Origin of the sequence: Altererythrobacter sp. GH1-8, from assembly GCF_043702085.1 — a bacterium.
Lineage (GTDB): Bacteria > Pseudomonadota > Alphaproteobacteria > Sphingomonadales > Sphingomonadaceae > Erythrobacter.
In genome coordinates this window covers 2,623,595-2,635,304 of record NZ_CP171690.1, presented here as the reverse complement: position 1 = coordinate 2,635,304, position 11,710 = coordinate 2,623,595, and the positions used below count along the sequence as shown (strand labels likewise).

The following is an 11,710-nucleotide window of genomic DNA, read 5'->3' as shown; positions in this document are numbered from 1 at the left end:
CTCAATCCTCTTCCAAAAATCCCGGCGCCAGAAGCATGGCGATCCGTACATCGACTCCGTGGCCCTTGGCGCGCCAATCCGCAACGAATTGCGGCAACGATTGCAGCGGAACACGGTGGACTGTGATGTTCTCGCTGGCTGTCCCCCCGCCTTCGCTGACTTTGGTCAAACCATGCGCGCGCAGCAGGGTGAAGCTTTCCGAGACCATGCCAGGTGAAGAGTAATACTCGCCCAAATTTTCCATCCGCTCAGCGCGGTATCCGGTCTCTTCCTCGAGTTCGCGCATGGCGGCATCCTCTGCGCGCTCGCCTTGCAAACCGTCATCATCGCCGATGAGGCCTGCGGGAATTTCAAGACAGACCCTGCCGAGCGGGACGCGGTATTGCTCCACCAGGATCACGCAGCGCGTCCCATCGGGATCGGTGTCTATCGCGATGATCGCAGCGGCGCGGATGCCGCGTGCGCGTGCGACATATTCCCAGCGGCCGCGCGTCTTGGCGGTGATGAATTTGCCTTGCCAGCGGATCTCCTCTGGCTTGCTTGCGTCTGGATCGGTCATGGGGGAGGGGCTTAGACTTCGATCAGGCGGTCGGGCAACTCATTCTGATCGTCTTCATCTCGGGGGAAGTGTTCCGCCAGGACCTCGCCGACATCCCGCGCGCCTGCCGCAAGACCTTCCGCGATCTCTCCGCGCCTGATGTGCTCCAACATGTCCGCCATCGCCTGACCCCAGACTTCGGCATTGACCTTCTCTGCGATGGGTTCATCCGCGACGATTTCCGCGCGGTGTTCCTGCATGGAGAGGTAAAGCAGCACGCCGGTGCGGCCATGCGTGCGGCGTTCTGCGCCCACCTTGAAATGGGTGATGGCTGCATCATGCGCGCGCGAAGACTTCACCGGCGCGGGGATGAGTGCAAATTTGAGTGGCTGCCAAAGCTGCGCAGCCCAGGTTACAACGAACGCGATCAAGCCAAGCGCAATGGTCATGCTCGCAAGCTGCCCTGTGGTCCATTCATGTCCCCACCCGCCAAAGATGGGGCCAACCACCAAGGAATCCCACAGATCCAGGAAGCGCTGCGGGAACAGCGCGAACACGCTCATCACGGTGAATGAGGCTGTGGCCGCCCATACCAGCGCAACATCGGTGTATCCGTCGCTGCGGTCGGCCAGCACGGTAACGATTTCGCCGCTTGTGTTAAGCTCTGCGGCAGCGACCGCGTCTGATACGATCTTGTGCTGCTCAGCGTTGAGATAGCGTCCCATTTACCAACCTCCCGAGGCGCCGCCGCCCCCGAAACTGCCGCCGCCGCCAGAGAATCCGCCGCCGAAACCGCCGCCACCTCCAAAGCCGCCTCCGCCGCCCCAGTCATCGCCGCCCGACAGCGCGCCGCGCACGATGGCAGAGCCCACTTCCCACAGGATAATGTCGCCTACGGTATCGCCGAAGTCGCGTCCGCGCCCGCGATAGCGGCGCCGACGCCTGCGTCCTCTCAGCATGGGCAGGATGAAGAAGAAGAATATGATCGCGAACCAGAACAGTGCGCCGAACGGGAAGCCGCTGTCGCTGCTGCGTTTCTTGCCAGCGTCTTGAGCAATAGCACGGGCCTGATCCTCGGGAAGCTCGAGCTGCGTGATGATACGGTCAGCGCCGGCTGTTATACCGCCGGCAAAGTCACCATCGCGAAAACGTGGCAGAATGTCGTTCTGAATGATGATCGAGGACAGCGCATCGGTGAGGTAACCTTCTAGGCCGTAGCCGACTTCAATCCGCACCTTGCGCTCGTTCGGCGCAACGATAAGGAGCGCGCCATCGTTGCGCTCAGCATCGCCGATGCCCCATTCCCGGCCAAGCTGGTAGCCATAGTCCGAAATGTCATACCCCTGCAGGTCAGGGATGGTTGCGATCACCAGTTGGCGTTGGGATTGTGTTTCCAGTGCTTCCAGCTTTGCACTCAGCTCCGCTTCTTGCGCAGGCGATAGCAAATCCGCCTCATCGACCACTCGCTGTCCGTTCAGCGCAGGAAAGTCCTGCGCTGCAAGCGGGGTTGCGAGCAGCGCCGCAAAGGCTGCGGCGAGGGCTAAGAAGCGAGTCACGCAGCCTCCCTGAGTTCTGGTTGAGACACTTCCACTAGAAGTCTTTCGACACCTTCGGAAATTCCCGCAGAGTAATCACCGCGACCAAAGGCAGGAAGAATACCGGTCTCGATTATCTTGCGGGCCTCCTCGTCTGTGACCGTGCTCTCAAGCCCCAGCCCAACTTGGATACGCACTTTGCGTTCGTTGGGTGCGACGACGATCAACAAACCATCATTCCGCTCTGCATCTCCGATGCCCCATGCATTTCCGAGCATTCTTGAATAGTCTGATATGTCGTAACCGAGGAGGTCTGGGGTTGTGACAACCACGAGCTGGACGAGCGTATCCGTTTCCAGCTGAGCTAGTGACTGTGTCAAAGCAGCTTCGTTTTCTGGTTCCAAAACCTCTGCTGCATCAATCACTCGCCCGGTAAGCTCAAGGAAGGGTACAGGTTCGGGTGGTTGCTCAGCGGCGCAAGCCCCGGAAAGGAACAGCGCGCAGAAACAAGCGAGAATAGAGCGAGTCACGCCCGTCAATTCGACGTCATGTCGATCTGCGGTGCTGCTTCAGCGCCTTCTGTGACCGAGGTATAGGGCTCGAGCGGCTCCGCGCCATGGATGATGTTCGCACCAATGGTGTCCGGGAAGGTGCGGATCGTTGTGTTGTACTGACGCACGGCCTCATTGTAGTCGCGGATCGCGACGGCGATGCGATTTTCCGTGCCTTCGAGCTGGCTTTGCAGAGCAAGATAGTTCTGGTTGGACTGGATCTGCGGATACGCTTCAAAGCTCGCAAGAAGACGTCCAAGCCCCTGGCTCAATTGCCCCTGCGCAGCGGCATACTCTGCCATCTTGTCAGCATCGCCGAGATCGTCTGCAGTGATGTTGACGCTGGTCGCCCTCGCGCGCGCTTCGGTCACTTCAGTAAGGATCGCGCGCTCATTTTCAGCCGCGCCCTGGGTTACTTCAACAAGGTTTGGAATGAGATTCGCGCGGCGCTGGAATTGCGCTTCGACATCGGCCCACTTTGCCTTGGCATTCTCTTCGGCAGCAGGAACCGAGTTGATCCCGCAGGCAGACAGGATAAGCGAAGCACCCGCAATCAGAGCAAGGCGGCGGAAAGCGGTAAACATAGACCAATTCCTCTCAAGAGTTGCCATGCCCTGACGGGCACCTGTGTTACCAGTATAGGTCACCCTTGTGGATATTCAAGGCGCTGAAAGCCTTGGCAAGTCCGATGCTCAGTGTAATTGTGTGCCGCAATTCGGGAAAAGAGCGAGGGATTAATGCTTACAGAATTCAAGGAGTTTATCGCCAAGGGCAATGTGCTGGAACTGGCGGTCGCGGTTATCATCGCTGGCGCGTTCGGCACGATCGTCACGTCGCTGACAGAAGAAGTCATCATGCCGATCGTCGGTTTCATCTTTGGTGGGGCGGACTTTTCGAACTATTTTATCCTGCTCAGAACGCCTGATGGCTACGAAGGCTCGACCAGCGATTATGCCGCGCTGAAAGAGGCGGGTGCTGCGATGATTGGCTATGGCGCGCTGATCACCGCAATCATCAATTTCGTGATCCTTGCGTTCATTATCTTCCTGTTGGTACGCTATGCCAACAAGGTGACCGCGCAGTTTGAGAAGAAGGAAGAAGCACCGGCCGAGCCTGCAGGTCCGACTGAGATCGAGCTGCTCCAGGAAATCCGCGACGCCTTGAAGAAATAGGAGAGATGGGCCTCTCGGTCCGCTCAACACATCATACACTTCACATTAAGCGGGCGGGGCCTATATAGGTCCTGCCCGTTTTTGCGGGATATGGCGATAAATTGCGCTGTGTAATAGATGCAAGGGACCCGGGGGCAGTACCCGGCGGCTCCACCATAAAGCCCGGTTTTTGAACGCGAATTCCGGGCCTCATGACGGGGCCGAACTAGGATCGACCTGTGTTGAAAGACAGTGTTTTTGCCCGGGCTGAGTAACCCGTAAAACTGTTCAAAACTCATAAGTGCAAACGATAACGAAGCACTCGCTCTTGCAGCGTAATGTGACGGCCTAACGGCCTGAATTTACAAAGCTAAAGCGCGGTTGGACCCACCGGGCAACAGAAGCGGATACCGGGGGCTCGGGGCGGGCCTAGCAACAGAACCGCCCCACTCTCGTCAGATTGAGTGTGCCTCGCGAGCCGGAAGTGAATCGGTCCTCGCCCCGAAAACAAGGACTCTGGGGAGTCTAGCAACAGAATCCCCCACCTTCACTTCGAGCGAATTGCGCCATATCGGCCTGCACATCGCACTTCACTGCGCTTCCGGTGCACACGACCTCAGATGGTCGCTACGCGCCGGTTCTCGCTCAACACGATTTTCGGCTCGATCTAACGCAATTCTCGTCGAAGTGACCGAGAGTTAAGTCAGATCACAAACTCCACGCCGAGCCGCGTCTGGATATTGCGCTTTTCGAGGTCGCCGCCGATCGCCTCGCCGTTCTCGAACGCTTCGAGGTTGGCGTTGGTCTCGCGCCGCAAGAACACTGCGATGTCAGCTGCGCGATCGATCGCGAAGGGAAACTCGTGCCAGGTGCCCAGATTCAGCATGACGCCTGCCTTGCCATCGAAGGTGAAGGCGCGAACGTCGTCGATGTCGGGCACGTGCTTGTCGTTTGGCGGCGCGACAACCAGGTGAAACGGCTCACCATTGACCGGCATGAAGACTTGCGTGTGCTTGAAGTGCCGCTCCATCCAGATCACGCTCATTGGGCGAGAGTGCGCGCGCGCGACGGAGATTGTCGCATCAGCATCCGTGACCATGCCGGGAATGTCCCACACTGCCACGGCATCGTTGTAGAATTTGGTCCCGCGCCCCGCGCTCTCGTCAGGGCGGATGAGTCTGCCGAACGGAGCGAAATTGGTTTCAGTCGCGGTGACAGCCTCAAGCTTGATCTCGTGCATGCTCATGATGGAAAGCGAACGCCGAGCAGGACAAGTGCGTTCCCGGCTTAGCTTTCGGCTTGTATCCCTTCAGCCGCTTTGCGCTCTCTCGCTTCCTGCTCATAACGCAGGCAATCGAGGATCTTCGCGCCGCCAAGGAACACCGCGCCTGCGGTACAAGCAAACAGCATCCAGCCGCCAACGCCGGGATATTCGACCGTGTAATGTGCGCCGCGGGTCATCGCGCCCAGAGCCAGCGCGTATATGATTAGATATGCTTCCCAGCGGGTCTTGATCACAAACAGCCGACCAATCTTGCGCAGCATACTCGCCCTTTCGTTAACGAGTTTCCTTGCAAACCCCATGCCAGCAACGGTTTTCTGCGGGGTTTGAAGGTTAACGAGAAGACAAGTGTAAACTGCGCCGACGTGGTGTCCAGCGCGTTAACCTAGTTCTGTGAGGCCAAGCGTTTCGAGCAGTGCATAACGTGCTGTGCGAATGGCATTATCGAGCGAGGACTTGCCAAGGTCTGCAGGGTCTATCTGCTCGGGCCATTCGCGAGCGATGATAGCTTCCATCGCATCGGCCTTCGCCTCCGTCAGCAGGAAACGCGGATCGACCGTCGCCGGATCGCACACGACCCGCAGCCTCAGGCAAGCAGGCCCTCCGCCATTCGCCATGGACTCGCGCACATCGACCGGCACGACCTCGCGGATCGGTCCATTGCCTGCGAGCATGCCTTCCAGATAGCTCCAGACGCGGGCATTCTCGCGGCATTCCTCCGGCACGACCAGCGCCATCCCGCCAACCGGGCGTGTAACAAGCTGCGCATTGAAGAGATAGCTTGTGATCGCGTCGGCCAGGCTCACCGCGCTGTCTGGCACTTCGACCACCTGCAGCGCCGGGAAGGCCTTGCGCATCGCGTCGTAAGCGCCTTGCCGGTCAGCAAAGGCAAGTTCGTGCGCGAAGATCGTATCGCCATTGGCCACCGCGACCACGTCATTGTGAAAGGCGCCGGCATCGATCGCAACCGGGTTCTGCTCGATAAAGACCGTACGCGCCGGATCGAGTCCATGAAGCCGCGCAACGGCTCGACTTGCTTCGATATGCTGGCGTGCAGGGAACTTACCCCCGCCGCGTTCCGCAAGGCTGCGACCATAAACAAATACTTCAACACCTGAGTCATCATGCGAAGCGCACAGCCGCATATGATTCGCCGCACCTTCGTCGCCGAAGGTTGGCGGGACCGGATCATGCACGGTGAAGTGCGCGCTGTCTGCAAAGGCAAGGTCCAGCATCCGTTTGGTATCCGGCCATTCCTGCGCACGGTGGAGCATGGTGACGAGGTTCGCGGGCGTCAGGTGACACCTGCCATCCGCAGTGTCAGGCGCGGGGCTGACCGTCGCAGCATTGGCGGTCCACATGCTGCTGGCAGAATATGCCGCTGCGAGAAGCGCAGGGTTGTCCTGGGCACCGGGGCCCAGCTGATCGAGCAGATCGGTGTTCGGGCGAGGCAAGGGCAGCAGGAAGCCTTGATGGCCGAACCGCGCAAGATTGCCGCGCATCTTGGCAAGCCCCTGCAAAGCCGCAGCGCGCGGATAACTCGTCTGGCCCTGGTGCTTGGCGCTTGCTACATTGCCGAGGCTGAGACCGGCATAATTGTGGCTCGGCCCCACGATCCCGTCGAAATTCACTTCCACGAGGCTGGTCATCGCGGCACGCTCCATACAGCGTCGCCCACTTTGACGTCCAGCAGGTCAGCCGCGGCAGAATTGATGGCGATCGTACCGTCTTCAGCCACGCTGCGCGCGCCATAGCAGGCGCGAAATTTTGACATCTTGCCGCAAGCGAGGATCGCACGTTCGCCTTCCTCCAGATCGATCGCGGACACCTTGTGCTCGACCGATTCTGTTACGCTCTTCACCGCATCCGTGTGAGCGACCATCGTCGGGCCGCCGTCGAATATGTCGACATAGCCATCGAAGCGGAAACCTTCGTTTTCCAGCATCCTCATCGCGGCGCGGCCAGTAGGGTGCGGCACTCCGATCACGCTGCGCGCATCATCATCGAGCATTGCGATATAGACCGGATGTTTGGGCATCAGATCCGCGATGAACTGGTTGCCGTTGATCGCGTTGAAATAGTCCGCGTCCTGAAAGCTCATCCCGAAGAATCGTCCTGCAACACCGTCCCAGAAGGGAGAACCGCCACGCTCATCGATGATCCCGCGCAGCTCAGCGAGCAAGCGGTCAGCAAAGCGGGAACGATGCATGGCAATGAAGAGGTAGCGGCTGCGGGCGAGGAGCAGGCCAAGCCCGCCGGCGCGTTCATTGGGATGCAGGAACAGCCCCCCGACTTCGCTCGAGCCTTCCAGATCGGTGACGAGGCTCAGCAGTTCGGCGCGCACGGTGCGGTCGAGTTCCTTGGAATACTGCGTCAGCGTGTTGAGACGATAGGAATAGAATGGCCAGCGTTGCCCAACCTTCGTCATCAACTGGCACGTCCCGCGGATCGCTCCTGTTTCTGCATTTTCGAGGACGAGCACGAACTGTTCATCGACCAGTTCCTCGCCTTCATTCGCAAACGCGCTTTCTGCGCGCTCGAGCTTGCCACTGAGCGCTGCGCGGTCGGCCGGCAGGTTCGTGAAACCGCCGCCGGTCAGCTTTGCCATCTCGTATAGCGGTTCAAGATCGGATGCGCGCGCGGCTCGCAGGCGAAAACTCATGGGCGAAAACTCAATGCATCTCTCCCTCGGCGATGCGGTGAATGACAAGTGCGGAGAGTCTCGCACGTTCTGACAGGCTCGGCACGATCAGGAATTCCTGCGGGCTGTGGATCGAGCCCCCGCGGACCCCCATCGTATCGACCACCGGTACGCCGCATGCCGCAATATTGTTGCCGTCGCAAACACCGCCGCTGGATTGCCAGCGAATATCCTCGCCAAGCTCTGCCCCGCAGGACTTCACCAGATCGAACAGGCGTTGCGCCTTCTCGTCCACTGGCTTGGGCGGGCGGGTGACACCGCCATGCAAGTGCAACGACACCCCATGATCGGCTTCAATCGCAGCGATGGCCTCGCGCAGTTGCGTTTCAAATCCTTCTGCAGCCTCTGGGGCCTTGGGGCGAATGTTGAACCGCAGCACGGCGTGATCGGGCACCACATTGTTTGCCGCTCCGCCTTCGATCTTGGCCGGGTTGATGCTGATGTCCGGCGTTTGCATGGCCTTGAGACGGACTGCGAGGTCTGCCGCTGCCACCACTGCATTGCGCCCGTCCTCCGGGTTGCGCCCGGCGTGGGCGGACTGCCCCGTGACGATCACCGAGTAATTGCCGCTGCCGCCGCGCGCATGGGCGAACGTGCCATCGGGCAAGGCCGCAGGCTCGTAAGTGAGTGCAGCGAGCTTTCCGGCGGCGAGCTGTTCGATCAACGCGGCGCTTGCAAGCGAGCCGGTTTCCTCGTCCGAATTGAGCATCACATCATAGCCGAGCGAAGATGCTGCGGGTGACTTCTCAAACGCGGTGAGGGCATGAAGGATAACTGCAATCCCGCCTTTCATATCCGCAACGCCGGGACCGTTCAGCACCTCGTCGTCCAGCCAGGTTTGATCCTGAAAGCTGTGATCCTTGGGGAAGACCGTGTCCATGTGACCGGTGAGCAAGATGCGGCGGTTCGCTTGCGGGCGGACACGCAAGACCAGGTGCTGGCCATGCGGCTTCTCGAACTCGCTTCCGTCAGCTGCGATGGCTGTGACGGGAGCGGGATCGACCAGATCAACCTCGCCGGGCAGGCTCGAAAACGCATCCGCCAGCACGCCCGCTTGCTCCGCCAGCCCTGCAAGATTGGCAGTGCCGGTGTTGATCGCGCACCATTGCTGCACCTGAGCCAGCATGGCGTCCTGATTGATCGTTGAAAGGAAATCCGGTTTCATTGGCAACCACCTGTAGCGGTGCGCAAGGGCTTTACCAACCCCGCGTTTTGGGTTCTGGACTGTCGAGCGTTGCATTTGGCTCGATGGTTGGCCATAGGGCGCTTGTCCTCCTCCCCAGGTCAGCTATCGCAGACACGAATCCCAGATGGGACAAATGGAGTTAGAGGACCTATGACCACGAAAACCGACCGCGCCGGCATTCAGATTGATGCACCGCTGGCCGAGTTCCTCGAAAACGAAGTTCTGTCGCCTTTGGGCCGCGATGTGGGCGCGTTCTGGACTGGCTTTGCGAAGCTGCTCGCAGACTTTGCGCCGCGCAATCGCGCGCTACTTGAAAAGCGCGATGATCTTCAGGCGAAAATCGATTCGTGGCACAAGGAACGGCGTGGCAAGCCGCTCGACCAGAACGAATATCAGGCCTTCCTGCGCGAGATCGGTTATCTCGTGCCGGAGCCGTCAGATTTCCAGATCGGGACGCAGAATGTGGATCCGGAAATCGCGACCATGGCCGGGCCGCAGCTGGTTGTGCCGGTGCTCAATGCGCGCTTCCTGCTGAATGCTGCCAACGCGCGCTGGGGCAGCCTTTACGATGCCTTCTACGGCACCGACGCGCTTGATGCGCCGCCTGCACGGCCAGGCGGCTATGACGAGCAGCGCGGGGCTGCGGTGATCAAGCGTGGGCGCGAGTTTCTGGATCAGGCATTGCCGTTGGTGGATCAGAGCTGGGCCGATATCACGGGCGACCACGACGGCAAGCTTCAGGACGAGAGCCAGTATGTTGGCAAGACCGAGAACGGCCTGCTTTTCAAGAACAACGGCTTGCATATTGAAGTTGTGTTCGACCGTGAACATCCGATTGGCAGAACGGACAAGGCGGGCATCGCGGATATCATTTGCGAGAGCGCGCTGACCACGATTTGCGATTGCGAGGATTCTGTCGCGGCAGTCGATGGCGAGGACAAACTGCTCGCTTACACCAACTGGCTTGGTGTGATCCGCGGCGATCTTGAAGAAAGTTTCGAGAAGGGCGGCAAGACGCTGACCCGCAAGCTGGCAGATGACAAGCATTACACTGCGCCCGATGGCAGCGAGCACAGCCTGATGGGCCGCAGCCTGCTGTTCGTGCGCAATGTCGGCCATCTTATGACCAACCCCGCGATCGCCCTGGCCGATGGCGGCGAAGTGCCCGAAGGCATCATGGACGCGGTGTTTACTTCGGCCATCGGCGCGCTCGATGTGGAAGGCCATGCCAAATACGGCAACAGCCGCCACGGCAGCATCTATATAGTGAAGCCCAAGATGCACGGGCCGGAAGAATGCGCTTTCACGAACGATCTGTTCAACGCGGTGGAGGACTTGCTTGGCCTTCCGCGCCACACGATCAAGGTCGGCGTGATGGATGAGGAGCGCCGCACGTCGGCCAACCTTGGCGCGTGTATTGAAGCGGTGAAGGACCGCATCGTCTTCATCAACACTGGCTTCCTCGACCGGACCGGCGATGAAATTCACACCTCGATGCAGGCTGGCCCAATGATCCGCAAGGCGGAGATGAAGACCAGCGAATGGCTCGCCGCGTATGAGGCGCGCAATGTCGGGATTGGCCTGCGCCATGGCCTGTCCGGCAAGGCACAGATCGGCAAGGGCATGTGGGCCGCGCCTGACCTGATGGGGCAGATGATGAAGGAGAAGATCGGCCATCTGCGCGCCGGGGCGAACACCGCATGGGTGCCGTCACCCACGGCAGCGACGCTCCATGCTCTGCATTACCATCAGGAAAACGTGTTTGAGCATCAGCAGGGGCTGGGCGATGTGCCGGGCCTCGACAAGCTGCTCAACATTCCCTTGGCGCAAGGCACCAACTGGTCGGAGGAAGAACTGACCGCAGAGCTAGACAACAATTGCCAGGGCCTGCTCGGCTATGTTGTGCGCTGGATCGACCAGGGTGTCGGCTGTTCCAAGGTTCCGGACATCAACGATGTCGGCCTGATGGAAGACCGCGCGACCTTGCGGATCAGCTCTCAGCATCTGGCAAATTGGCTGCTGCACGGTGTAGTGACCCGCGGGCAAGTGCTGGATTCACTGAATCGCATGGCGGCCAAGGTCGACGCGCAGAATGCGGGCGATCCGTTCTATGAGCCGCTGCTGGAGAACCCGGACGGCGCGGCGATGTGTGCGGCCAAGGACCTGATCTTCAAGGGCGTCGAGCAGCCGTCCGGTTATACCGAGCCGCTGCTGCACGCCTGGCGGCTGAAGAAAAAGGCTGGTTGAGGCCGAAGGATCCAGCGACTCAGTCTCTTCTGGCAGACCATCGTGACAAAAAAAGCGCTCAACATTTACCTGGTTTTGCTCCTCGTGTTGGTGCTCTTCGCCCTCAGCCCGTTTGCATTTCTGGGCGGTCTTGTCGTTGCGCTGGTGCTTGTGATTCCAGCTGGCGTTGCCTTCAGACTGCTTGGACTGGACATTAGTGGACGCAATTTCGACAGCCTGCTGGAGGCGAGTTTTCTCGGCGCCAGCGCGCTGCTTGTGCTCATCGCATTCTGGGTCTTCTATCGCGCAGCTTCTGCATGGGACGCGCGGCAATTTGACAATGCGCGCAGTTCGATAGCGATCGGAGCGACGCTGATCACGTTGCCGCTACTCGTTCATCTGTTCTACCATGCCTTGCCGGGTATTGGATGAATGGGTTCGGCTCTCCGGCGCGATGGAGGCGATGTCGGTGCGTGTCGTGTCCTTTTCTGTCATGCTGAACTTGATTCAGCACAACGGGGGAGGCGCTGGAGGCTGTTA

13 protein-coding genes and 1 other RNA gene are annotated in these 11,710 nt (G+C 59.7%); 4 read left to right on the top strand and 10 right to left on the bottom strand.

From position 1 onward, the window contains the following. Position 1: 1 nt before the first annotated feature. From ACG9DO_RS12810 to ACG9DO_RS12790, 5 genes are all read right to left on the bottom strand, one after another. The gene (locus ACG9DO_RS12810; protein WP_394728514.1) at positions 2-559 is read right to left on the bottom strand and encodes an NUDIX hydrolase; all 558 of its coding nucleotides are present in this window, start codon (positions 557-559) and stop codon (positions 2-4) included. A gap of 11 nt (positions 560-570) precedes the next feature. Next, positions 571-1,263 (bottom strand): TPM domain-containing protein, encoded by a 693-nt coding sequence (locus ACG9DO_RS12805; RefSeq protein ID WP_394728512.1) that lies wholly within the window; start codon positions 1,261-1,263, stop codon positions 571-573. Continuing rightward, positions 1,264-2,094, bottom strand: a complete 831-nt coding sequence (locus ACG9DO_RS12800; RefSeq protein ID WP_394728510.1) for a TPM domain-containing protein — start codon at positions 2,092-2,094, stop codon at positions 1,264-1,266. It lies immediately after the preceding gene. Continuing rightward, positions 2,091-2,498, bottom strand: coding sequence for a TPM domain-containing protein (locus ACG9DO_RS12795; protein ID WP_394728508.1), 408 nt, complete (start codon positions 2,496-2,498; stop codon positions 2,091-2,093). The genes ACG9DO_RS12800 and ACG9DO_RS12795 overlap by 4 nt, the downstream gene beginning before the upstream one ends. Before the next feature lie 110 nt (positions 2,499-2,608). Further along, a complete protein-coding gene (locus ACG9DO_RS12790; protein WP_394728506.1) occupies positions 2,609-3,208 on the bottom strand; it encodes a LemA family protein in 600 nt (199 codons plus the stop codon). A gap of 153 nt (positions 3,209-3,361) precedes the next feature. On the opposite strand from ACG9DO_RS12790, the gene mscL reads away from it, so the two are divergent. Both mscL and ssrA read left to right on the top strand, forming a co-directional pair. Then, a complete protein-coding gene (gene mscL, locus ACG9DO_RS12785; RefSeq protein WP_394728504.1) occupies positions 3,362-3,796 on the top strand; it encodes a large conductance mechanosensitive channel protein MscL in 435 nt (144 codons plus the stop codon). 35 nt (positions 3,797-3,831) lie between these two features. After that, positions 3,832-4,187: a transfer-messenger RNA gene (ssrA, locus tag ACG9DO_RS12780) on the top strand. A gap of 291 nt (positions 4,188-4,478) precedes the next feature. Here ssrA and ACG9DO_RS12775 read toward each other — a convergent pair. The 5 genes from ACG9DO_RS12775 to ACG9DO_RS12755 form a co-directional block, all read right to left on the bottom strand. Then, the gene (locus tag ACG9DO_RS12775; protein ID WP_394728502.1) at positions 4,479-5,015 is read right to left on the bottom strand and encodes an ureidoglycolate lyase; all 537 of its coding nucleotides are present in this window, start codon (positions 5,013-5,015) and stop codon (positions 4,479-4,481) included. 47 nt (positions 5,016-5,062) lie between these two features. After that, entirely contained in the window at positions 5,063-5,320 is a 258-nt protein-coding gene (locus ACG9DO_RS12770) for a hypothetical protein (protein WP_394728500.1), read from the bottom strand. A 117-nt stretch (positions 5,321-5,437) separates the two neighbouring features. Further along, complete coding sequence (locus ACG9DO_RS12765) at positions 5,438-6,706, bottom strand: N-succinylarginine dihydrolase (protein ID WP_394728498.1); 1,269 nt, start codon at positions 6,704-6,706, stop codon at positions 5,438-5,440. After that, positions 6,703-7,719, bottom strand: coding sequence for an arginine N-succinyltransferase (locus tag ACG9DO_RS12760; RefSeq protein WP_394728496.1), 1,017 nt, complete (start codon positions 7,717-7,719; stop codon positions 6,703-6,705). The genes ACG9DO_RS12765 and ACG9DO_RS12760 overlap by 4 nt, the downstream gene beginning before the upstream one ends. Before the next feature lie 10 nt (positions 7,720-7,729). Further along, on the bottom strand, positions 7,730-8,923 hold the full coding sequence (locus ACG9DO_RS12755) for a hydrolase (protein ID WP_394728494.1): 1,194 nt from the start codon (positions 8,921-8,923) through the stop codon (positions 7,730-7,732). Between the two features lie 171 nt (positions 8,924-9,094). On the opposite strand from ACG9DO_RS12755, the gene ACG9DO_RS12750 reads away from it, so the two are divergent. Together ACG9DO_RS12750 and ACG9DO_RS12745 are read left to right on the top strand one after the other, a co-directional pair. Then, positions 9,095-11,191, top strand: coding sequence for a malate synthase G (locus ACG9DO_RS12750; RefSeq protein WP_394728492.1), 2,097 nt, complete (start codon positions 9,095-9,097; stop codon positions 11,189-11,191). Between the two features lie 42 nt (positions 11,192-11,233). Beyond that, entirely contained in the window at positions 11,234-11,602 is a 369-nt protein-coding gene (locus tag ACG9DO_RS12745; RefSeq protein ID WP_394728490.1) for a hypothetical protein, read from the top strand. Positions 11,603-11,710: the final 108 nt, after the last annotated feature.

Coding starts and splice junctions, on each gene's coding strand:
- ACG9DO_RS12810 (WP_394728514.1), bottom strand. CDS start 559: ATGACCGATCCAGACGCAAGCAAGCCAGAGGAGATCCGCTGGCAAGGC.
- ACG9DO_RS12805 (WP_394728512.1), bottom strand. CDS start 1,263: ATGGGACGCTATCTCAACGCTGAGCAGCACAAGATCGTATCAGACGCG.
- ACG9DO_RS12790 (WP_394728506.1), bottom strand. CDS start 3,208: ATGTTTACCGCTTTCCGCCGCCTTGCTCTGATTGCGGGTGCTTCGCTT.
- mscL (WP_394728504.1), top strand. CDS start 3,362: ATGCTTACAGAATTCAAGGAGTTTATCGCCAAGGGCAATGTGCTGGAA.
- ACG9DO_RS12775 (WP_394728502.1), bottom strand. CDS start 5,015: ATGCACGAGATCAAGCTTGAGGCTGTCACCGCGACTGAAACCAATTTC.
- ACG9DO_RS12770 (WP_394728500.1), bottom strand. CDS start 5,320: ATGCTGCGCAAGATTGGTCGGCTGTTTGTGATCAAGACCCGCTGGGAA.
- ACG9DO_RS12765 (WP_394728498.1), bottom strand. CDS start 6,706: ATGACCAGCCTCGTGGAAGTGAATTTCGACGGGATCGTGGGGCCGAGC.
- ACG9DO_RS12760 (WP_394728496.1), bottom strand. CDS start 7,719: ATGAGTTTTCGCCTGCGAGCCGCGCGCGCATCCGATCTTGAACCGCTA.
- ACG9DO_RS12755 (WP_394728494.1), bottom strand. CDS start 8,923: ATGAAACCGGATTTCCTTTCAACGATCAATCAGGACGCCATGCTGGCT.
- ACG9DO_RS12750 (WP_394728492.1), top strand. CDS start 9,095: ATGACCACGAAAACCGACCGCGCCGGCATTCAGATTGATGCACCGCTG.